Source organism: Rhodococcus sp. GA1 (assembly GCF_024321955.1).
Taxonomy (GTDB): Bacteria; Actinomycetota; Actinomycetes; order Mycobacteriales; family Mycobacteriaceae; genus Rhodococcus; species Rhodococcus pyridinivorans.
The window spans coordinates 4,090,418-4,112,174 of record NZ_CP097186.1; the positions used below are offsets into that span (position 1 = coordinate 4,090,418).

20 protein-coding genes are annotated in these 21,757 nt (G+C 68.4%); 17 read left to right on the forward strand and 3 right to left on the reverse strand.

Features of this window, described 5'->3' with window-relative positions; translation table 11 throughout:
• Both M3330_RS19120 and cofD read right to left on the reverse strand, forming a co-directional pair.
• A complete protein-coding gene (locus M3330_RS19120) occupies positions 1–1,368 on the reverse strand; it encodes a coenzyme F420-0:L-glutamate ligase (protein WP_039584812.1) in 1,368 nt (455 codons plus the stop codon).
• Entirely contained in the window at positions 1,368–2,357 is a 990-nt protein-coding gene (cofD, locus tag M3330_RS19125; protein ID WP_072740421.1) for a 2-phospho-L-lactate transferase, read from the reverse strand. Before cofD ends, M3330_RS19120 begins: the two co-directional genes overlap by 1 nt.
• 334 nt (positions 2,358–2,691) lie before the next feature.
• On the opposite strand from cofD, the gene M3330_RS19130 reads away from it, so the two are divergent.
• Positions 2,692–2,958, forward strand: coding sequence for a WhiB family transcriptional regulator (locus M3330_RS19130; RefSeq protein ID WP_167414258.1), 267 nt, complete (start codon positions 2,692–2,694; stop codon positions 2,956–2,958).
• Between the two features lie 122 nt (positions 2,959–3,080).
• On the opposite strand, the gene M3330_RS19135 is transcribed toward M3330_RS19130, so the two are convergent.
• Positions 3,081–3,575 (reverse strand): metallopeptidase family protein, encoded by a 495-nt coding sequence (locus tag M3330_RS19135; RefSeq protein WP_033097091.1) that lies wholly within the window; start codon positions 3,573–3,575, stop codon positions 3,081–3,083.
• Between the two features lie 87 nt (positions 3,576–3,662).
• Between M3330_RS19135 and M3330_RS19140 the strand changes: the two genes are divergently transcribed.
• The 16 genes from M3330_RS19140 (at position 3,663) to secA (ending at position 21,600) form a co-directional block, all read left to right on the forward strand.
• Entirely contained in the window at positions 3,663–4,058 is a 396-nt protein-coding gene (locus tag M3330_RS19140; protein WP_170318468.1) for a DUF3499 domain-containing protein, read from the forward strand.
• A gap of 76 nt (positions 4,059–4,134) precedes the next feature.
• Positions 4,135–5,505 carry a phosphomannomutase/phosphoglucomutase gene (locus M3330_RS19145; protein WP_255025961.1) on the forward strand — a complete coding sequence of 457 codons (1,371 nt, stop codon included), beginning with the start codon at positions 4,135–4,137 and terminating at the stop codon, positions 5,503–5,505.
• A gap of 147 nt (positions 5,506–5,652) precedes the next feature.
• Positions 5,653–6,738, forward strand: coding sequence for a hypothetical protein (locus tag M3330_RS19150; protein ID WP_033097092.1), 1,086 nt, complete (start codon positions 5,653–5,655; stop codon positions 6,736–6,738).
• Entirely contained in the window at positions 6,738–8,015 is a 1,278-nt protein-coding gene (manA, locus tag M3330_RS19155) for a mannose-6-phosphate isomerase, class I (RefSeq protein ID WP_006550209.1), read from the forward strand. The genes M3330_RS19150 and manA overlap by 1 nt, the downstream gene beginning before the upstream one ends.
• Positions 8,016–8,225: 210 nt before the next feature.
• Positions 8,226–9,470, forward strand: coding sequence for an alkane 1-monooxygenase (locus tag M3330_RS19160; protein WP_033097093.1), 1,245 nt, complete (start codon positions 8,226–8,228; stop codon positions 9,468–9,470).
• Between the two features lie 2 nt (positions 9,471–9,472).
• The gene (locus M3330_RS19165; RefSeq protein WP_174247009.1) at positions 9,473–9,640 is read left to right on the forward strand and encodes a rubredoxin; all 168 of its coding nucleotides are present in this window, start codon (positions 9,473–9,475) and stop codon (positions 9,638–9,640) included.
• Positions 9,637–9,822, forward strand: a complete 186-nt coding sequence (locus M3330_RS19170) for a rubredoxin (RefSeq protein ID WP_019288502.1) — start codon at positions 9,637–9,639, stop codon at positions 9,820–9,822. Before M3330_RS19165 ends, M3330_RS19170 begins: the two co-directional genes overlap by 4 nt.
• Before the next feature lie 69 nt (positions 9,823–9,891).
• Positions 9,892–10,497, forward strand: a complete 606-nt coding sequence (locus M3330_RS19175) for a TetR/AcrR family transcriptional regulator (protein ID WP_255025970.1) — start codon at positions 9,892–9,894, stop codon at positions 10,495–10,497.
• 128 nt (positions 10,498–10,625) lie between these two features.
• Positions 10,626–12,095, forward strand: coding sequence for an adenosylhomocysteinase (gene ahcY / locus M3330_RS19180; protein ID WP_039584804.1), 1,470 nt, complete (start codon positions 10,626–10,628; stop codon positions 12,093–12,095).
• A 31-nt stretch (positions 12,096–12,126) separates the two neighbouring features.
• Positions 12,127–12,792 (forward strand): dTMP kinase, encoded by a 666-nt coding sequence (locus tag M3330_RS19185; protein WP_039584803.1) that lies wholly within the window; start codon positions 12,127–12,129, stop codon positions 12,790–12,792.
• Entirely contained in the window at positions 12,789–13,475 is a 687-nt protein-coding gene (gene mtrA, locus M3330_RS19190; protein WP_174556239.1) for an MtrAB system response regulator MtrA, read from the forward strand. Before M3330_RS19185 ends, mtrA begins: the two co-directional genes overlap by 4 nt.
• Before the next feature lie 68 nt (positions 13,476–13,543).
• On the forward strand, positions 13,544–15,193 hold the full coding sequence (gene mtrB / locus M3330_RS19195) for an MtrAB system histidine kinase MtrB (RefSeq protein ID WP_019288499.1): 1,650 nt from the start codon (positions 13,544–13,546) through the stop codon (positions 15,191–15,193).
• Positions 15,190–16,974, forward strand: coding sequence for an MtrAB system accessory lipoprotein LpqB (gene lpqB / locus M3330_RS19200; RefSeq protein WP_039584802.1), 1,785 nt, complete (start codon positions 15,190–15,192; stop codon positions 16,972–16,974). Before mtrB ends, lpqB begins: the two co-directional genes overlap by 4 nt.
• A gap of 52 nt (positions 16,975–17,026) precedes the next feature.
• On the forward strand, positions 17,027–17,671 hold the full coding sequence (locus M3330_RS19205; RefSeq protein WP_039584801.1) for a ComF family protein: 645 nt from the start codon (positions 17,027–17,029) through the stop codon (positions 17,669–17,671).
• Between the two features lie 235 nt (positions 17,672–17,906).
• Complete coding sequence (gene raiA / locus M3330_RS19210) at positions 17,907–18,575, forward strand: ribosome-associated translation inhibitor RaiA (protein ID WP_024101500.1); 669 nt, start codon at positions 17,907–17,909, stop codon at positions 18,573–18,575.
• A 184-nt stretch (positions 18,576–18,759) separates the two neighbouring features.
• Positions 18,760–21,600, forward strand: coding sequence for a preprotein translocase subunit SecA (gene secA, locus M3330_RS19215; RefSeq protein WP_255028931.1), 2,841 nt, complete (start codon positions 18,760–18,762; stop codon positions 21,598–21,600).
• The last annotated feature ends 157 nt before the right edge of the window (positions 21,601–21,757 follow it).

A 21,757-nucleotide genomic window follows, 5' to 3' on the forward strand; every position in this document is an offset into this window, starting at 1 on the left:
CTACAGCTCCACGAGGGCGTCGCCCGGGTCCGCGGGTTCGCGCGGTTCCGGTTCGGTGAGCGGGTAACCGACGGCGACCGCCCCGAGCGGCGACCACTCGGCGGGAAGACCGAGTTCCTCGCGGACCACCTCGGGAGCGAAGATCGTCGAACCGATCCAGCAGCTGCCGAGCCCGCGGGTGGCCAGGGACACGAGCAGGCCCTGCACCGCGGCGCCGGCGGCGACGGTGAACATCGTCGACTCGGCCGCGGTGCGACGGGCATCCGGATAGTGGTGTGCGCCGTCGGGCACCCAGAAGGGGACGATCACCTCGGGTGCGTCGTAGAGGATCGCGCCGCGGGAGATCCGGCGTTCGACGGCCACCGGGTCGAGTCCGTCGCCGTGGAGATCCTCGGCCCACCTGTCGCGCATGCGGTCGAGGAGCCGGCGGCGCACCTGCTCGGTGCGCACCCACACGAACCGGACCGGACGGGTGTGATGAGGTGCGGGTGCGGTGAGGGCCTCGGCGACCGCCTCGCGCAGATCCTCGGGATCGACGGGCTCGGAGGCGAACTGCCGCACCGACCGGCGCAGCAGCAGTGCCTCGCGCCGACCGCGTTCGAGAGCCTCCTCGGTGCCGAGCCAGAACAGGTCGTCCTCGCCGCTGCGGATCAGGGCGCGGGCGGTGGATCCGTCGTCGGGCAGGCCGAGTCCGCGTACCACGGCGACGGGCACACCGCCGAGCTTGCCCTTGACCAGATCGCCTGCGGCGGCGATCTCGTCGGCGACCGCCACGGACGTCACCTGCAGTTCGTTGCCCTGCGAGTCGTGGGAGCCGGCGTAGCCGTGCAGGACTGGAAGCCCGGACGAGCCGATCGCGGCGTCGGTCTGGCCGTTGCGCCAGGCGCGGCCCATGGTGTCGGTGACCACCACGGCGACCCGGACGCCGAGCAGCGCACCGATCCGTTCGCGGAGCGCCGCTGCGCTCGCATCGGGGTTCTCGGGCAGCAGCGCGAGTTCGGCGCTGTCGACATTGGATCCGTCGATGCCGGAGGCTGCCTGCACGATGCCGAGCTTGTTCTCGGTGATGAGGGTGCGGCCCTTGCGTGCCAGCACGCGCACCGCTTCCTGATTCACCAGGCGCCGGCGGAGCGCGTCGCGGGCGTCGGGATCGGTGGGCGCGGCCACGATCCGTCCCTCGACCTTCGAGACCACTTTGCTGGTGACGACGAGGACGTCCCCGTCGGCCAGCCACGGTGCGGCCTGCGCGACGGCTGCGGCCAGGTCGTCGCCGGGCCGGAATTCGGGAAGCCCGGCGACGGGCAGGATCTCGATCGGGCCGCCCGGCGCGTGGTCGCGCACTGCAGGGTCGGCGACGGCGTCCGGCATCACAGGGTCACTCCGGCGAGGTCGAGGGCGGCGCGGGCCATCTCGGCCGTCGCGTCGGTGTCGGTCATGAGCAGGGGAACGGATCGGACCTCGACGCCTGGCACCTCGGCGTTGTCGGTCGAGTGCACGAGCCAGCCGTCGAGAATGCCTGTGCCCGAGCGGGCGCCGTAGTACCGGCCGACCGCCTCGGCGGTGGTCTCCACTCCGATGACGTCCAGGCACGCATCGGCCATGCCGCGCAGGGGCTTGCCGTCGATGACGGGGGACAGGCCGACGACCTTCGCCGACGTGGTGCGCAGCGCCCCACGGATACCGGGGATCGCGAGGATCGCTCCGACGCTCACGACGGGGTTCGACGGGGCCAGGACGACGGCGTCGGCGTTCTCGATCGCCTCGAGCACACCGGGAGCGGGCTCTGCCTCTTCTGCGCCGATGTGGGCGAAGCTGTGGGTGGGCACCTGGGCGCGGTGACGGACCCACCATTCCTCGAAGTGCACGGCCCGCTGTTCACCGTCCTCGGGATCGGTGATGACGACGTGGGTCTCGCTGCGGTCGTCGGAGACCGGCAGCAGGGTCACACCCGGCTTCCACCGCGTGCACAGTGCTTCGGTGATCGCGGAGAGCGGATAGCCGGTCCGCAGCATCTGCGTCCGGATGAGGTGGGTGGCGATGTCGCGGTCGCCGAGACCGAACCAGTCGGGGATCGCCCCGTAGGCGGCGAGTTCCTCCTTGGCGTTCCAAGTCTCACCGGCGCGGCCCCAGCCGCGTTCGGTGTCGATCCCACCGCCGAGGGTGTACATGCAGGTGTCGAGATCCGGACAGATCCTCAGGCCGTGCATCCACACGTCGTCGCCGACGTTGACGATCGCGGTGATGCGGTGTGCCGCGTCCGGATTCGGCTCCACGCCCGGAGAAATATCGAGAAGCCGGCGCAAACCTGAGAGAAAACGCGCCCCACCGACACCTCCGACCAATACAGTCACATTCACGGCCCAAGCCTAAGCGGTGCGTCGCCTACCCGGTCGCGCACCGTCCGAAACGCGTTTCGGCAAAGCGGCCGATGATATGTGAACAACGCCGCTCCGCTTGACCGCGACACACCCGAAGTGTCTAATCACATACATGTCATTCGATAATCGAATTCGAGATCCCTTGCGGTGAACCCGCATTCGAACGAGTATTCGAAGGATGGCAGCGGGTTGATCCCCGGTCATGATTCGGCGCTGCAGGTGAGGAGGGACAATGGCCGGCGAGCGCGACAGCTTCGAGCTCACTCGAAGCGATACTGCAGTCGAGGCTGTCTGTGACTACCCGGACGTCGGGGTGCCCGTCCTGAGTTTGATCTCGGGATTCGGTGACCCAGCGGACGGCGAGGAGCAGTGGCAGGAGCGTGCGCTCTGTGCGCAGACCGATCCGGAGGCATTCTTCCCCGAGAAGGGTGGCTCCACCAGAGAGGCCAAGCGCATCTGCATGGGGTGTGAGGTCCGGGACGAATGTCTCGAATACGCTCTCGCTCACGACGAGCGGTTCGGTATCTGGGGCGGGCTCTCCGAGAGGGAACGCCGTCGCCTCAAGCGCGGAATAGTCTGACGAGGAGTTCGGCCCGGTACGGGGAGTGCGGGACCGAGTGAAACACCGAATCGGATGACGAAGGCCGGTTGCGGCCGTGGGGGACGAGCAACCCGGCCTTCGTCATGTATCCGGAACGTTTCTCAGTCCTCGTCGTCCTCGTCGAGTGTCGGATCCACCACTTCCGGTTCGACACCGAGATAGGTGGCCACCTGGTGCACGAGGACGTCGTGCACCAGATCCGTCAGATCGTCCGGATCCTTCGCGCGCACCTCGAGAGGTCGGCGAAACAACACGATCCGCGCCCGGGTGGCAGCGCCTCGTCGATCGATCCCCGCCGGCACGAGCCGGGACAGCGGCACCGGCCCGTCGGCAACCACCTCGTCCGGCCAGTTGACCGAGTCGGGGTCGCGTGCCCGGATCTTCGGGACCTCGTCGACGGCAATGTCGAGCTTGGTGAGGCGGTCGTGCCAGCGCGCGTCGATCGGCGCGAACGCCCCCAATACGAGCAGGTCGAATTTCTCTGCGCGTGTCTTCCACGCCGGCAGGCTCTGCGGGAACAGGGGACCGCGGATTCCCCTGCCGCGGCGTGCCACGGCACGGGACGACACAGGGCGGGAACGTCGTGCGCGGACCATGCCATGGACACTACGACACGAAAATCGCTCCACCCTTTCGGTGTGTCCGAATAGTCCTGGCGCGTCCGGCGCGCTACGCTCCCAGTCGTGAGAACACTGCGTCGATGCTGCCGGCCTGGGTGCAAGAACCCTGCTGTTGCGACGCTGACCTACGTGTACTCGGACTCCACTGCCGTTGTCGGTCCCCTGGCGACCGTCGCGGAACCGCACTCGTGGGATCTCTGCGAGATGCACGGTTCGCGCATCACGGCACCCAAGGGCTGGGAACTCGTCCGATACGAGGGAGCGTTCTCGTCGGCCACCCCCGACGAGGACGATCTGACCGCCCTCGCCGAGGCCGTACGCGAGGCCGGCCTGGGGGAGCGTTCCCGTTCCGACGCGAGCGACGACGACGCCGAGCAACCCCAACGGGCCGTCGTGCCTCCCACCGCACGCACCGGCCGACGCGGTCACCTGCGTGTTCTTCCCGATCCCACGTCCTGAGCCGTTCGCACTAGGCTGAGCGAGTGCGATGGCGCGGAGGACGGTATCGCACGAGTCGAGTTCAGGAGCTAATACAGTGGCGAGAGCTGCCGAGTCGGTGTCAGCAGTCATCAAGGCCTACGACGTACGGGGTGTCGTCGGAGAGCAGATCGACGAAGAGTTCGTCCGCGAGGTCGGAGCGTCGTTCGCACGCCTGTTGCGCAGTGAGGGCAGCGCGGACCGTGTGGTGATCGGGCACGACATGCGCGCCTCGTCCCCCTCGCTCTCGCAGGCCTTCGCCGACGGGGTCACCGCCCAGGGACTCGACGTGGTGCTGATCGGCCTCGCATCCACCGACCAGCTCTACTTCGCGTCGGGCCTGCTCGACGCACCCGGCGCGATGTTCACGGCCAGCCACAATCCCGCGAAGTACAACGGCATCAAGCTCTGCCGTGCCGGTGCCAAGCCCGTCGGTCAGGACACCGGTCTGGCGCAGATCTCCGCCGACCTCGTCGAGGGGGTGCCCGCCTACGACGGCGAGCGCGGCAACATCACCGAGCAGGACGTCCTCGAGGACTACGCCTCGTTCGTCCGCGGCCTGGTCGATCTCGCGGAGATGCGTCCGCTGAAGGTGGCGGTCGACGCCGGCAACGGCATGGGAGGCCACACCGTCCCCGCCGTCTTCGGTGCCCTGCCCGTCGATCTCGTGCCGCTGTACTTCGAACTCGACGGCACCTTCCCGAACCACGAGGCCAACCCCCTCGACCCCGCCAACCTCGTCGACCTCCAGCGTCTGGTCGTCGAGTCCGGTGCCGACGTGGGCCTGGCCTTCGACGGCGACGCCGACCGCTGCTTCGTCGTCGACGAGCGCGGCGAGCCGGTCACCCCGTCCGCGGTCACGGCGCTCGTCGCCGCCCGCGAACTCGCCAAGGAACCCGGCTCGACGATCATCCACAACCTCATCACCTCGCGCGTGGTGCCCGAACTCGTCGCCGAGCAGGGCGGCAAGCCGGTGCGCACCCGGGTCGGGCATTCGTTCATCAAGCAGCAGATGGCCGAGACCGGTGCCGTCTTCGGCGGGGAACACTCGGCGCACTACTACTTCCGCGACTTCTGGGGTGCCGACTCCGGCATGCTCGCGGCGCTGCACGTCCTCGCCGCACTCGCCTCGCAGGACGGTCCGCTCTCCGAGCTGATGAGCTCCTACAACCGGTACGCGGCGTCGGGCGAGATCAACTCGACGGTCGCCGATGCTGCCGAGCGCACCGAGGCCGTCGTCGCGGCGTTCGAGGACCGCGCGGTATCGATCGACCGGCTCGACGGTGTCACCGTCGACCTGACCGACAACGCATGGTTCAACCTGCGCGCGTCCAACACCGAGCCGTTGCTGCGGCTCAACGTGGAGGCCCGCACGGACGGTGAGGTCGAGGCATTGGTGAAGGAGATCCTTTCCGTCGTTCGTGCGTAGGCGGAGGGACAACGGGAATAATCGAAGTGCCGGGACAGGTCGTGCCGGTGTCGGTTCGGCGGAGCACCGATCTCGGGTCGGTGGCCCCACCGGGCCCTGTCAGCCGGCCCGCCGAGGTCGCGGCGGCGGAAGGAAGGTGATGCGGTCGTGACGGCACCCTCACCGCTGTTCGACTTCGACGATGCGGGCGGTGTTCTCGCCGCCGATGTCGACGGCATCCTCAGGAGCGCGGCCCTCGGCGGCGCCCAGATCCGCGCGGTCGCCGCGGCGGTCGACGAAGGTCTGCTCGGCCGGCTCACCGACATGCACCCCCGCAGTGTGGTCTTCGTCGGCACCGACGCCCGCGCCCGCTCGGCCGCGGAACTGGTCGTCGCGATGTTCGGTGGGCAGGCCGGTGTACCGCTGATCTCCGCGCCGACCACACCGCCGTGGGTCGGCGCGCTCGATGTCGTGGTGGTCTCGGGAAATGACGCCGGCGATCCAGAGCTGGCGCGCAGCATCGACGCCGGACTGCGTCGCAGCGCTGAGGTCGTCGTCGACGCCCCCGACGAAGGTCCGGTGCGGGCGGTCTCGGCCGGTCGCGCGATGTTGTTGCCGCCGCGCGTCCGGGTCCAGACCCGGTACGTGCTCGCCCGGCACGTCGCGGTGTTCTGTGCGGTGCTCGGCGTGTTGCAGCGCGCCGTCCGGATCACCGGTGTCCCTCCGCTCGCCGAGGTCGCCGACACGGCCGACGAGGAAGCGGCGCGCAATCATCCGGCGAACGAGGTCTTCCACAATCCCGCAAAGTCGCTCGCGGTGCGCATGCAGTCGCGTCGCGTGGCGTTCGCGGGAGACTCCGCCGCGACGACGGTGCTCGCACGGCACGCGTCGGAGGCCCTGCTCCAGGAGGCGGGTGTGGTCGCCGGCGCTGCGGCACTGAGCGACGTGCTGGTCGCGCGCGACCGGCTCACGAATGTGGTCACCGCGAGCGGTGAGAACTACGACCCGTTCTTCCACGACGAGGAGCTGGACGGACCGGCGCCGATCGCACCGGCACGGGTGTTCGTGCTCAGCACCGACCCCGACCGCTCGGCGGCGCAGCGCAGGACGGCGGCACTTCCGGATGTGGAATTGATGTCCGTGATCGGAGAATTCGAATCGAGCACGGTTCCGACCGTGCTGGAACAGGTGGCAGTGTTGACCGTCCGCACAGAGATGGCGGCCGCATATCTCGGATTGGCAGGGGGGAGATAGTGCACCGACTCGAAGGTGCGGTGCGCTCGTACGCCTGGGGATCGCGGACCGCGATCGCCACCCTGCGTGGCCGCAATGTGCCGTCCCATCATCCCGAGGCCGAGTTGTGGCTCGGTGCGCACCCGGCCGATCCCGCCAGGCTGGTGGATCCGGACGGCGACGAGCACTCGCTGCTCGACGTGTTGTCGGCCGATCCGCAGCGACACCTCGGTGATCGCACGGTGGGGGCGTTCGGTCCCCGCCTGCCCTTCCTGCTCAAGCTACTGGCGGCGGAGGAGCCGCTGTCGCTGCAGGCGCATCCCAGCGCCGGCCAGGCGGCCGAGGGCTTCGCTCGTGAGGAAGCACTCGGCATCCCGATCGACTCGCCCGTCCGCAACTACAAGGACGCCAGCCACAAGCCCGAACTCGTGGTGGCGCTGACCCGGTTCGAGGCCCTGGCCGGCTTCCGTGACCCGAAACGGACCGTGGAGCTGTTCGAGGCGCTGGCCGTGCCGGAACTCGACCCCTATGTGGGACTGCTCGCGGGCCAACCCGATTCGAGCGGTCTGCGGGCGCTGTTCACCACCTGGATCACGTTGCCCCCGCCCGCTCTCGCAGCGTTGCTGCCGCGTGTGCTCGACGGTTGCGTCACCTATCTCGCGGCCGGACGGGACGGCGAACGCGATTTCGTTCCGGAGGTACGCACGGCCCTGCAGCTGGCGGACTTCTATCCCGGCGACGCCGGAGTGCTCGCCTCGCTGCTGCTCAACCGCATCACCCTGCAGCCGGGCGAGGGCCTGTACCTCGACGCGGGAAATCTGCACGCCTACCTGCACGGCATGGGTGTCGAGGTCATGGCGAACTCCGACAACGTGCTGCGCGGTGGTCTCACCCCGAAGCACGTGGACGTGCCCGAACTGCTGCGGGTGCTCGACTTCGGTGCGGCCTCGGTGCCGATTCTCGAAGCCGTGCCGGAGGCCTCGGCGGAGACCGGGTCGGGGCAGAGTCCGATCGAACGCCGCTACCGCACCCCGGCACCGGAGTTCGCGTTGTCCCGCATCGATCTCGGCGCGGGCGACGCCCTCGGGGTCGGTGCCGACGGACCACAGATCCTGCTGTGCACCGCAGGCGATGCCCGCGTCGAGTGCGACGGCGAGTCGGTGACGCTGAGGCCCGGCGACTCGGCGTGGTTGTCGGCGTGCGACCGGAATCCGACCGTCCACGGTTGTGCCGCGGACACCCAGGTCTTCCGGGCCCGGCTCGGGGAGATACCGGGATCGGCGACCGACGAGTCCTGAAGCAGAGTCCCGGTAGGGACGGAATCGAACCGAAGGCGAGCCCGCACGGGCTCGCCTTCGTCGTTTCCGGATGCATCTTCGTGAGATTTACAAAATCGGCTATATGTCTAGACCTAGGACGAACAGTGGCCTAGAGTCAAGATATGAGTGGTGTGCGTCACCGTGCGGTGGCGTGCCCGGCGCCATCAACGGTGATGAAGGAGACCCGACATGAGTACGGCATCCGCGGATTCGGTGGATCGACCCGACCTTCAGTGGCGCGACCGGAAACGCCATCTGTGGCTTCTGGGGCTGGTGCCCCCGACGGCGCTGTTCGTCGCCGCCGCCCTGGTGTGGGGCGGTAACGAACTCGGTCTGCAGAGCGTCACCCCGGTCCTGTGGTGGATAGGCCCCCTGCTGGTCTACGTCCTCGTCCCGCTGCTCGACCTGTTCGTCGGCCCCGACGGCGAGAATCCACCCGACGAGTTGTTCGAGCAACTCGAGAACGACCGCTTCTACCGCTACTGCACCTACCTCTACTTGCCCTTCCAGTTCGCGTCGCTGGTCTTCGCCTGCTACCTCTGGTCGGCCGGCGACCTGTCCTGGCTCGGCATCGACGGCGGGCTCGGCGTGATGTCGAAGATCGGACTCGCGATCTCGGTCGGCGTGGTCGCGGGCATCGGTATCAACACGGCGCACGAGCTCGGCCACAAGAAGGTCGAATTCGAACGGCGACTGTCGAAGTGGGCGCTCGCCCCGTCGTTCTACGGGCACTTCTACATCGAGCACAATCGCGGCCACCACGTGCGGGTCGCCACCCCGGAGGACCCGGCCTCGGCCCGGTTCGGGGAGAGCTTCTGGCGATTCCTGCCCCGCAGCGTCGTCGGCAGTCTGCGGTCGGCGTGGCGCCTCGAACGAGCCCGCCTCGAGCGGCTCGACAAGCCGGTGTGGAGCGTGCACAACGACGTCCTCAACGCGTGGGCGATCTCCGTCGTGCTGTACGCGGTGCTTCTCGGCGTCTTCGGTCTGTCGATCGCGCCGTATCTCGTGATCCAGGCGGTCTTCGGGTTCTCGTTGCTCGAGGTCGTGAACTATCTCGAGCACTACGGTCTGCTGCGGCAGAAGACGGCGAAGGGACGCTACGAGCGCTGCTCGCCCGCGCACAGCTGGAACAGCGACCACCTGGTGACGAACATCTTCCTGTACCACCTGCAGCGGCACAGCGACCATCACGCCAATCCCACGCGGCGCTACCAGACCCTGCGCAGCATGGAGATCTCACCGCAACTGCCCGCGGGCTACGCGACGATGATCACCCTCGCCTACATCCCACCGCTGTGGCGCAAGGTCATGGACCACCGCGTGCTCGACCACTACGACGGCGACATCACCCGCGTCAATATCGAACCGCGTCGACGCGAGAAGATCCTGGCCCGCTACGGAGCATCGGATCCCGCTGCCGCGGAAGGAAAATGATCGTGGCGTCCTACCGCTGTCCCGTCTGCGAGTTCGTGTACGACGAGACCGCCGGCGTTCCCCGCGAGGGCTTTCCGGCCGGCACCCCGTGGTCCGACGTACCCGACGACTGGCCGTGTCCCGACTGCGGAGTCCGGGAGAAGACCGATTTCGAGGAGCACACCCCGTGAGTACCGACTACCGTCTGTTCCGTTGTCTCGTCTGCGGATTCGAATACGACGAGGCCGAAGGGTGGCCCGACGAGGGCATCGGACCCGGCACCCGATGGGAGGACATCCCCGACGACTGGTCGTGCCCGGACTGCGGCGCCGCCAAGGCCGACTTCGAGATGGTCGAGATCGTCCGCCGGTGAACCGCTGCCCGGGGGATCACGACCCGCCTTGCTTTGACGAGCACTTCCGCGCGTGAGAGCGTTCCCACCATGTCGAACGCGCGGGTTCCCTTCCACGAGGCAAGTCGGGTGCTGCTGCGCTCGACGATCCTCGACGCCATGCGCGAGCTGCTGCACGAACGCGACTGGTCGGCCGTCACCATGAGCGACGTCGCCCGGGCTGCCGGCATCAGCCGGCAGACCCTGTACAAGGAGTTCTCCTCCCGGCAGGGGCTCGCCCAGGGATATGCGCTGCGTCTGGTCGACGAGTTCGTCGATGCGGTGGCCGATTCGGTGTACGCCCACGTCGGCGACGCGCGGGCCGCGCTCGTGGACGGATTCACCTTCTTCTTCGAGGCGTCCGCCGCCGACCCCCTGGTGCAGTCGCTGCTGAGCGGGGAGGCCAAACCCGACCTGCTGCGGTTGATCACCACCGACGCCGCCCCCATCCTCGAGCGGGGCGCGGGTCGCCTCACGGAGACCTTCCACCACAGCTGGATCGCGGCGTCCGAATCCGACGCGGGGATCCTCGCGCGCGCTGTCGTGCGGGTCGCGCTGAGCTTCGTCTCGATGCCCCCGGCCTCGGGGCGTGATGTCGCCGCCGACCTCGCCGATCTGCTCGTGCCGTTCGTCGAACGGGCCGCCATACGCGGTTGACGTCCGGGCGTCGTACCGGAAGGTGCGGCGGACGGATCCCGTCGGGGGACGATCTGCCGGGCCTCTTCTTGCGCAGGTTGTATAGCCTGGAACCAACATCGTCTGCCGACAGGAAGAGGCATCTGCACGTGTCTGACACCACGCTCGTAGCCGACCGGGTCAACGGTCTCGATTTCAAGGTCGCCGATCTGTCCCTCGCCGAGTTCGGGCGCAAGGAGATCCGGCTCGCCGAACACGAGATGCCGGGCCTGATGGCGCTGCGTCGCGAGTACGCGGAGGTGCAGCCGCTGAAGGGCGCACGGATCTCCGGCTCGCTGCACATGACGGTCCAGACCGCTGTGCTCATCGAAACGCTCGTCTCCCTCGGCGCGCAGGTGCGCTGGGCGTCGTGCAACATCTTCTCCACCCAGGACCACGCCGCCGCGGCCGTCGTCGTCGGCCCGCACGGCACCCCCGAGGAGCCCAAGGGCGTCCCGGTGTTCGCCTGGAAGGGCGAGACCCTCGAAGAGTACTGGTGGGCGGCCGAGCAGATGCTCACCTGGCCCGGCGAACCCGCCAACATGATCCTCGACGACGGCGGCGACGCCACGATGCTCGTGCTCAAGGGCGCCCAGTTCGAGAAGGCCGGCGTCGTCCCGCCGAGCGACGAAGAGCAGGACTCCGCAGAGTACAAGGTCTTCCTCGAGCTGCTGCGCCGCTCGCTCGCGGCCGACTCGAAGAAGTGGACCACCGTCGCCGAGTCCGTCAAGGGCGTCACGGAGGAGACCACCACGGGCGTCCTGCGCCTGTACCAGCTCTCCGCAGCCGGCGAGCTCGCGTTCCCCGCGATCAACGTCAACGACTCGGTCACCAAGAGCAAGTTCGACAACAAGTACGGCACCCGGCACTCGCTGCTCGACGGCATCAACCGCGGCACCGACGTCCTCATCGGCGGCAAGGCCGCGCTCGTGTGCGGCTACGGCGACGTCGGCAAGGGCTGCGCCGAGGCCCTGCGCGGCCAGGGCGCACGCGTCTCGGTCACCGAGGTCGACCCGATCAACGCCCTGCAGGCCATGATGGACGGCTACGACGTCGTGACGGTCGAGGACTTCATCGGCCAGGCCGACATCGTCATCACTGCGACCGGCAACAAGGACATCATCACCTTCGAGCACATGAAGGCGATGAAGCACCAGGCCATCCTCGGCAACATCGGCCACTTCGACAACGAGATCGACATGGCCGGCCTCGAGCGGGCCGCCGACGTCACGCGGATCAACATCAAGCCGCAGGTCGACGAGTTCACCTTCGCCGACGGCCATTCGATCATCGTCCTGTCGGAGGGCCGCCTGCTCAACCTGGGCAACGCCACGGGCCACCCCTCCTTCGTGATGAGCAACTCGTTCGCCAACCAGGTGATCGCCCAGATCGAGCTGTGGACCAAGCCCGACGAGTACGACAACGAGGTCTACCGCCTGCCCAAGCACCTCGACGAGAAGGTCGCGAAGATCCACGTCGAGGCGCTCGGTGGACAGATCACGAAGCTGACCAAGGAGCAGGCCGAGTACATCGGTGTCGACGTCGAGGGCCCGTACAAGCCCGAGCACTACCGGTACTGATCCCGTTGATTCGACGGGAATCACAGGGCACATGGGTGATCTGATCGTCGTCGAGGGTCTCGACGGGGCCGGCAAGCGGACGTTGTCCGCCGGTCTCGTCGAGACCTGGCGCGAGGCCGGACGGAAGGTCGCGACGCTGGCCTTCCCGCGGTACGGGCAGTCGATCCACGCCGATCTGGGCGCGGAGGCGTTGCGCGGGCAGCACGGCGACACCGCCTCGAGCGTCGAGGCGATGGCGTTGCTGTGGGCGCTCGACCGACGCGATGCTGCCGACGAGCTGCGGAAGCTGCTCGCCGACAACGACATCGTGCTGCTCGACCGGTACGTCGCGTCCAACGCCGCGTACACCGCGGCGCGCCGGAACCAGGATGCGACCGGCCCGGCGGTGGAGTGGATCCGCCGTCTCGAGTTCGAACGGTTCGGGCTTCCGGTGCCCGATCTGCAGGTGCTGCTCCGCGTTCCGGTCGCCCTCGCCGCCGAGCGTGCCCGTAACCGCGCCGCGACCGAGGTCGACCGCGATCGCGACGCCTACGAGCGCGATGCCGGTCTGCAGGAGCGCACCGGCGCGGTCTACGACGGGCTCGCGCAGCAGCAGTGGATGTCTCCGTGGGAGGTCGCAGGCCCGCAGACCTCCCCGCGACAACTCGCCGTTGACATCTCAAATCTGCTTCACGACGCTCGAGGGGTGACACGATAGAGGCTATGAAGCCGAGGATTCTGGTAGTCGACGACGACACCGCGCTGGCCGAGATGCTCACGATCGTGCTGCGCGGCGAGGGATTCGAACCGTTCGTGGTGGGGGACGGCACTCAGGCGCTGGGTGCCGTGCGCGAGATCCGGCCCGACCTCGTCCTGCTCGATCTCATGCTCCCCGGCATGAACGGCATCGACGTGTGCCGTGTGCTCCGCGCGGATTCCGGTGTGCCGATCGTGATGCTCACCGCCAAGTCCGACACCGTCGACGTCGTGCTCGGCCTCGAATCGGGCGCCGACGACTACATCGTCAAGCCGTTCAAGCCGAAGGAGCTCGTCGCACGCGTGCGGGCCCGGCTGCGTCGCACCGAGCAGGAACCGGCGGAGGTCCTGAACATCGGGGACATCACCATCGACGTCCCCGCCCACAAGGTCACCCGCGGCGACGAGGCGATCTCGCTCACGCCCCTCGAGTTCGACCTGCTCGTGGCGCTCGCACGCAAGCCGCGCCAGGTGTTCACCCGTGAGGTCCTGCTCGAGCAGGTCTGGGGCTACCGGCACGCCGCCGACACCCGGCTCGTGAACGTCCACGTCCAGCGTCTGCGCGCGAAGGTCGAGAAGGATCCCGAGAATCCCGAGGCGGTGCTCACGGTGCGGGGGGTCGGCTACAAGGCCGGACCGCCGTGATTCGAACCTACCGGCTTCGGCGGCGTATCACGCGTAGGACGCTGCCGCTGGTGAGGTGGTCGCGGTCGATGAGCAGCCGACTCGCGCACACCTGGCGACGATCCCTGCAGCTCCGGGTCGTGACCTCGACCCTCACGCTGTCGCTGATCGTCATGTTCGTGCTCGGAGTGGTACTCACGAGCCAGATCACCGACCGACTGCTCGAAGTGAAGATCGACGCGGCGACCGAGGAGATGGATCGCTCGCGCGCACTCGTCGAGGGACAACTCGCGGGCGCCGACGACTCCGGTTCGCTCGCGGTCCGCCTCGACGGTGCCGCGGCGATCCTCACCAGCCGTGGCAGCGACGGGGGACAGGACACCGGCGTCGCCGGAACCTTCGACCCCGTCCTGATCGTTCCCGGCGACGGTCCGCGGGCCCCCACCTCGAGCGGGCCCGCCGACCAGATCCCGCAGAACCTGCGTGCCTTCGTCCAGAACGGGCAGATCGCGTACCAGTTCGCGACGGTCGCCGATCCCGACGGCTACACCGGGCCGGCCCTGATCATGGGCAGCCCCACCGACTCCGACATCTCGACACTCGAGCTGTATCTCGTCTTCCCGCTCGGCGGTGAGGAACGCACCCTCGCCCTCGTCCGCGGCACCCTGCTCGTCGGTGCCGTGGTCCTGCTCGTGCTGCTGGCCGCGATCTCGATGATCGTCGCGCGGCAGGTCGTGCTGCCCATCCGGTCGGCCTCCCGGATCGCCGTGCGCTTCGCCGACGGACGGCTCAAGGAACGCATGCCGGTCCGCGGTGAGGACGACATGGCGCGCCTGGCGATGTCGTTCAACGAGATGGCCGAGAGCCTGTCGCGGCAGATCACCCAGCTCGAGGAGTACGGCAACCTGCAGAAACGGTTCACCTCCGATGTGAGCCACGAACTGCGCACCCCGCTCACGACCGTCCGTATGGCCGCCGACCTCATCCACGACGGCAGCGACGAGCTCGACCCCGTCCTCAAGCGGTCCTCCGAACTGCTCGTCGCCGAACTCGACCGCTTCGAGAGCCTCCTCAACGATCTGCTCGAGATCAGCCGGCACGACGCGGGTGTCGCCGAACTCGCCTCCGAACGACTCGATCTGCGGATGTGCGCGCGTGCCGCCGTCTCGACCGTGCGGCACCTCGCCCGCGAGACCGCCACCGAGCTCATCGTCGACCTTCCGGACGAGTCCGTCGAGGCCGACGTCGATCCGCGCCGCGTCGAACGCATCCTGCGCAACCTGCTCGCCAACGCGATCGATCACGGCGAGGGCAAACCCATCCTGCTGCGGTTGCGCGCCGACGACGCGGCCGCGGCCTTCGTCGTGCGCGATCAGGGCGTGGGCCTGCGACCGGGGGAGGAGAAACTCGTCTTCAACCGGTTCTGGCGCTCCGATCCGTCGCGGGTCCGGCGCTCCGGCGGCACCGGCCTCGGTCTCGCGATCAGCGTCGAGGACGCCAACCTGCACAACGGCAAGCTCGAAGCGTGGGGCGAACCGGGACGAGGTGCCAGCTTCCGGCTCACCCTCCCGCGCGAACGCGGACGTAAGGTGGGTCGCAGCCCCCTGCCTCTCGTACCCAGCGCCGCGAAGGCCGTGCAGGGCAAGCCCCCGCCGGGTGACGACACCCCGGAGCGGCCTTCGACGGGAGAGATCCCGACCGACCCTGCGAGCACATCGTCCGAAGGAGCCAATACATGAGCCGCTCGACTCCGCGTGCAGCGGGCGTGCTCGTCGTACTCCTGACCGTGGCCGGACTCGTGCTGTCGGGATGCGCCACGCTGCCAGATTCGTCGTCACCGCAGGCCATCGGAACCCTTGAACGCGGCCCCGCGACCACCGAGGTCGCCGCTCCCGTGCCCGGTCGCGAACCCGACCTGCTCCTGCGCGACTTCCTGCAGGCGAGCACGGATCCGACCAACCGCCACCGCGCGGCCCGGCAGTTCCTCACCCCCACGATGTCCGAGTCCTGGGACGACGCGGCGAGCGCGACGATCGTCGACAAGGTCGACGTCCTCGTCGAGGAACGCGACGGCGACAGCGCCACCTACGTGGTGCGGGCCAGCACCGTCGGCTACCTCGAGGAGGGCGGCATCTACCGTCCCGCCGACGGGGAGTTCGAGGCGCGGTTCTCCCTGGTCCGCACGGACGGGGAGTGGCGCATCGACCGGTTGCCGGCCGGCGTCATCATGGACCGCCCGCGCTTCCTCAACACCTATCAGCGCCGCTCGCTGTACTTCCTCGACCCGACCGGCACCGCCGTCGTCCCCGACCCCCGCTGGATCACGGGTACCCCCGAACAGACGGCGTCGCAGTTGATCGGGTTGCTCGTCGAAGGGCCGAAAGAGGTCCTCGCGCCTGCGGTCAAGAATCTCCTCGAGGACGTCACCGTCATCGGCTCGGTGACGAAGGCGGACGGCCGCACGACCGACGTCGGCGTCGGACTCGGCGGTATCCGCATCGACTTCCAGGGGGTCGGCTCGATGGGCCGGCAGGATCGCGAACTGCTCGCCGCGCAGGTGATCTGGACCCTCGCCAACGCAGACATCAGCGGCCCGTACCAGCTCCTCGCCGACGGCCAGCCCCTCGACGAACGGTTCCCGAACGGGTGGACCACCGCCGACGTGGCATCGATGAACCCCCTTGCCGCATCGAGCGTGACGGTGGGCCTGCACGCGCTGCTCGACGGCGCGCTGGTGAGCGTCGCAGAGACCGGCGTGACACCGGTCCGCAGCTTCTTCGGCATGTCCGACGATCTGCAGTCCGTCGCCCTGTCGCTGGACGGAGAGCTCGTCGCCGCAGTCGAGAACACCGGCAAACCGGCACCGGAACCGGCCGTGCAACTCATGGTGGGGGCCTACAGCGAGGGCGGTGCCGAGCCGGCGGTCGACGGCGAGTCGATCACCCGGCCGTCCTGGTCTCCCAACAACAATTCGGTGTGGGCGGTCGTCAACGGGACCTCGGTGGTGCGCGCGGTGCGCGAACCCGGCACCGGGCGGGTCACCGTCGTCGGGGTGGAGGCGGGCGCGGTCCGCGGTCTCGGCGACCGCATCACCGAACTGCGCCTGTCGCGCGACGGTGTCCGCGCCGCCATGATCATCGACGGGCGGGTCTTCGTCGCGACCGTCGTGCCGACCACGACCGGCGAGTACTCGCTCACCAATCCGCGCGAGATCGGCTTCGGTCTCGGTGGTCCCGCGCTCGCCTTGGACTGGAGCACGGCCGACACGATCGTCGTCTCCCGCGCGTCGGCCGACGTGCCCGTCGTGCAGGTCGCGGTGGACGGCTCACGCATCGACGCACTCCCGAGCCGCAATCTCACCCCTCCGGTGGTGGCCGTGGAGGCGTCGACGGCCAGCGAGTTCGTCGCCGATTCCCGGACGGTCTTCCAGCTCAACAACCGCGATCCCGCGGGCGACCGGTACTGGCGCGAGGTACCCGGACTGGCCGGGATGGCGGCGATCCCGGTCCTTCCCGGCTAGAGCGTGCCGACGGTGACGCCCAGGCGTCGGTGACTTCGGGCACACTCCCGGTGTGCTCACCGCCTTTCTCGATCTCGTCCTGCCCGCCCGGTGCGGTGGGTGCGCCGCTCCCGGAGCGAGCTGGTGCCGGGCGTGCGCACGCGAGCTCTCCGATCACCCCGTGGCCGTCGCGCCGCGCGTCGACCCCGGGACCCCGGTGTGGAGCCTGGGCCCGTACACCGGCCCCAGGCGCCGCGCGGTGATCGTCGCGAAGGAGCGTGCCCGCCGGGATCTCGCCGAGCCGCTCGGGCTCGCGTGGGCCGTCGCGATCGCGCGGCTGCGCCGATGGAGCGAGCTGCCCGAGGGTCCCTTGATCGTGACGCCCGCCCCCACCCGGACGCGTGCGGCGCGGGCACGCGGAGGCGATCCCGTCACGCGTGCCGCCCGGGCCGCCGCGACCCACGACCGTCGCCTCCACGTGCATCCGATCCTGAGTGTGGCGGCCGGGGTGCGTGATTCGGTGGGGCTCTCGGCAGCCGACAGGCAGCGCAACCTCGCCGGCCGTGTCGGGGTGCGCGCCGACGGTCTGCCGCGCACGATCCCGGTCCTCGTCGTCGACGACGTGCTCACCACCGGAACCACCGCGCGCGAGTCGGTGCGGGCACTCCGACGCGCCGGATTCGACCCTCTCGGAGTGCTCGTGATCGCCCACGCGTGAGCCCGCGGACGGGCCCGGAAAGTACCTCACCGAGTGACCGGAAGGCGACGCGATGGGAAATCGCGCGGGAACGGTGGCACACCTCCGCGTTACGTACTACCGTCGCCATCAGACCCGGAAACAACAAGGTAGACGGGTGGAAACGCCTGTTCTTCCGATTCCGGGTGAGCGCGCTCTCGCGCTCATACATCATGCCGGCGCGCGGGCTGCGCCGGCCGTAACTCGGGAGGTACGCGTGACGACCCCTTCGAAGTCCAGAGGTTCCGTTGCAGAGGCCGATGCAGCCACGGAAGGCCCACGTGCCGACGTTGTCGTGAAAGGACGCAACGTCGAGGTCCCCGATCACTTCCGGATCTACGTCTCCGAGAAACTCGCTCGGCTCGAACGTTTCGATCCGACGATCTTCATCTTCGACGTCGAGTTGCAACACGAACGCAACAGGCGTCAGAGGAAGAGTTGTCAGCGGGTCGAGATCACTGCCCGCGGAAAGGGACCTGTCGTACGCGCCGAGGCCAGTGCCGATAGCTTCTACGCTGCCTTCGAGTCTGTGATCAGCAAGCTCGAATCGCGCCTGCGACGGACGAAGGAGCGCCGCAAGGTCTCCTACGGTGAGAAGACGCCCGTGTCCGTGGCGGAAGCCACCGCGGCCCTCGCCCAGGATGACGAGCTCGCGATCTCGCCCGACCTGTCGCTCGGCGACAGCGAGAAGGAGCCTCAGGACGGTCCCGGTCGCATCGTCCGGACGAAGGAACACAACGCTGCGCCGATGACCGTCGACGACGCCCTCTACGAGATGGAACTCGTCGGTCACGACTTCTACCTGTTCCACGACAAGGAGACGGACAAGCCGTCCGTGGTCTACCGGCGACACGCCTTCGACTACGGTCTGATCAGGCTCGTGTGACACTGCAGGGAGTGACCGAAGGCACCTCGCCATCGCGGTCACTCCCGCGCAGCGCCTACCATGGAATCCGGCCGGGGTCCGACAAGGCCTCGGCCGGATTTCTTGTCCGTGCAGGTACCCGAGATTGAGGACGAACACACCAGTGCTGTCGCTGACGAAGCTGCTCCGGATCGGTGAAGGTCGCATGGTCAAGCGGCTCAAGCACATCGCCGAGCATGTCGATTCCCTCTCCCCGGACTTCGAGGCCCTGACCGACGCCGAGCTCCGTGCCAAGACGGACGAGTTCCGGAGCCGCTACCAGGACGGCGAGACGCTCGACGATCTGCTTCCGGAAGCCTTCGCGACCGCCCGGGAGGCGTCCTTCCGTGTGCTCGGCCAGAAGCACTATCTCGTCCAGATCATGGGTGGCGCGGCGCTGCACTTCGGCAACATCTCCGAGATGAAGACCGGTGAGGGCAAGACCCTCACCTGCGTGCTGCCGGCCTACCTCAACGCGATCTCCGGCGACGGCGTCCACGTCGTCACCGTGAACGACTACCTCGCCAAGCGCGACGCCGAGTGGATGGGCCGCGTGCACCGTTCCCTCGGACTCGAGACCGACGTGATCCTGTCCGGCATGACCCCGGCCCAGCGCCGCGCGGCCTACTCCGCGGACATCACCTACGGCACCAACAACGAGTTCGGTTTCGACTACCTGCGCGACAACATGACGCACTCGCTCGACGATCTCGTCCAGCGTGGCCACAACTTCGCGATCGTCGACGAGGTCGATTCGATCCTCATCGACGAGGCCCGGACCCCGCTCATCATCTCGGGTCCCGCCGACGCGTCGAGCAAGTGGTACTCCGAGTTCGCGCGCATCGCCAAGCTGCTCAAGCCCGAGGTGCACTACGAGATCGACATCCGCAAGCGGACCGTCGGTGTGCACGAGGCCGGCGTCGAGTTCGTCGAGGACCAGCTCGGCATCGACAACCTGTACGAGGCGGCCAACTCGCCGCTGGTGAGCTACCTCAACAACGCCATCAAGGCCAAGGAGCTCTACGCCAAGGACAAGGACTACATCGTCCGCAACGGCGAGGTCGTCATCGTCGACGAGTTCACCGGCCGCGTCCTGTCGGGCCGCCGCTACAACGAGGGCATGCACCAGGCGATCGAGGCAAAGGAAGGCGTCGAGATCAAGGCCGAGAACCAGACGCTCGCCACGATCACGCTGCAGAACTACTTCCGCCTGTACGACAAGCTGTCGGGCATGACCGGTACGGCCGAGACCGAGGCCGCCGAGCTCCACCAGATCTACAGCCTGGGTGTCATCCCGATCCCGACCAACCGCCCGATGGTGCGCGTCGACCAGGGCGATCTGATCTACAAGACCGAGGAAGCGAAGTTCGCGGCCGTCGTCGACGACGTCGTCGAGCGTCACGAGAAGGGCCAGCCGGTCCTCATCGGTACGACGAGCGTCGAGCGGTCGGAATACCTGTCGCGACAGTTCACCAAGCGCGGTGTGCCGCACAGCGTGCTCAACGCGAAGTTCCACGAGCAGGAAGCGCAGATCATCGCGCAGGCCGGCCGGTCCGGCGCGGTGACGGTCGCGACGAACATGGCCGGTCGCGGTACCGACGTCGTGCTCGGCGGCAACCCCGACATCCTCGCCGACATCGAGCTGCGCAAGCGCGGCCTCGACCCGGTCAACACGCCGGACGAGTACGAGGCGGCCTGGGACGAGACCCTCGAGCGGATCAAGGCCGAGTCGAAGGCCGACGCCGAGAAGGTGCGAGCGGCCGGTGGCCTGTATGTGCTCGGCACCGAACGGCACGAGTCGCGTCGTATCGACAACCAGCTCCGTGGCCGTTCCGGTCGTCAGGGCGATCCGGGCGAGTCGCGGTTCTACCTCTCGCTCGGCGACGAGTTGATGCGACGCTTCAACGGCGCCGCGCTCGAGTCGATCATGACGCGACTGAACCTGCCCGACGACGTGCCGATCGAGGCGAAGATGGTCTCCACGGCCATCAAGAGCGCGCAGACGCAGGTCGAGCAGCAGAACTTCGAGATCCGCAAGAACGTCCTCAAGTACGACGAGGTGATGAACCAGCAGCGCACCGTCATCTACGAGGAGCGTCGCCGGATCCTGCGCGGCGAGGACCTCGAGGGTCAGGTGCAGCACATGCTCACCGACGTGATCACCGCCTACGTCGACGGTGCGACCGCCGAGGGCTACGTCGAGGACTGGGATCTCGAGCAGCTGTGGACGGCGCTCAAGACCCTCTACCCCGTGGGTGTCGACCACAAGACGCTCGTCGCCGAGAACGAGGACCTCGACCGCAACGGTCTGCTCGAGGTCCTTCTCGAGGACGCCCGCGCCGCCTACGCACGTCGCGAGGCCGAACTCGAGGCCATTGCCGGTGAGAACGCGATGCGCGAACTCGAGCGTCGCGTGCTGTTGTCGGTTCTCGACCGCAAGTGGCGCGAGCACCTCTACGAGATGGACTACCTCAAGGAGGGCATCGGCCTGCGCGCGATGGCGCAGCGTGATCCGCTCGTCGAGTACCAGCGCGAGGGCTTCGACATGTTCACCGCGATGCTCGAGGGCCTGAAGGAGGAATCGGTCGGATTCCTGTTCAACCTCCAGGTCGAGGCCGCGCAACAGCAGCAGGCCGCGGGTGTGGCGGTCACGCCGGCCTCTGCGGCGGCCGCCGCGCAGGCGTCCCCGAGCCTCGCCAAGGCTGCTCCCGCGCGACCCGCACAGCCGGCCCCGACGGCACAACAGGCACAGCCGGCCCCGGCGGCACAACAGGCACAGCCGGCTCCGGCGGCGCAGGCGGAGCCCGCACCGGCCGCGCTGCGGGCCAAGGGTCTCGACGAGACCGAGCGGCGTCTGACCTACACCGGTCCCGACGAGGACGGCCGCGCCCACGTCGCGCGTACGACCGCCGGTTCCGACGCGGGCTCCGCGCCCAGGCAGGCGGGCACTCGCAAGGAGCGTCGTGCCGCGGCCCGGCGCGATGCGAAGACCAACCGGCGACGCTGAACGCGCTGAGTCGAAGACTCACGTAGGCGCTGAGTCGAAGACTCACGTAGGCGCTGAGTCGAAGACTCACGTAGGCGCTGAGTCGAAGACTCACGTAGGCGCTGAGTCGAAGACTCACGTCGGCGCTGAGTCGAGGACTCACGATCACCCCACGACC

Bases quoted from the DNA above. Each gene is read 5' to 3' on its own strand.
- M3330_RS19185 (WP_039584803.1), top strand. From the start codon at position 12,127: ATGGGTGATCTGATCGTCGTCGAGGGTCTCGACGGGGCCGGCAAGCGG.
- M3330_RS19135 (WP_033097091.1), bottom strand. From the start codon at position 3,575: ATGGTCCGCGCACGACGTTCCCGCCCTGTGTCGTCCCGTGCCGTGGCA.
- mtrB (WP_019288499.1), top strand. From the start codon at position 13,544: ATGAGCAGCCGACTCGCGCACACCTGGCGACGATCCCTGCAGCTCCGG.
- secA (WP_255028931.1), top strand. From the start codon at position 18,760: ATGGTCAAGCGGCTCAAGCACATCGCCGAGCATGTCGATTCCCTCTCC.
- M3330_RS19175 (WP_255025970.1), top strand. From the start codon at position 9,892: ATGTCGAACGCGCGGGTTCCCTTCCACGAGGCAAGTCGGGTGCTGCTG.
- M3330_RS19120 (WP_039584812.1), bottom strand. From the start codon at position 1,368: ATGCCGGACGCCGTCGCCGACCCTGCAGTGCGCGACCACGCGCCGGGC.
- M3330_RS19160 (WP_033097093.1), top strand. From the start codon at position 8,226: ATGAGTACGGCATCCGCGGATTCGGTGGATCGACCCGACCTTCAGTGG.
- lpqB (WP_039584802.1), top strand. From the start codon at position 15,190: ATGAGCCGCTCGACTCCGCGTGCAGCGGGCGTGCTCGTCGTACTCCTG.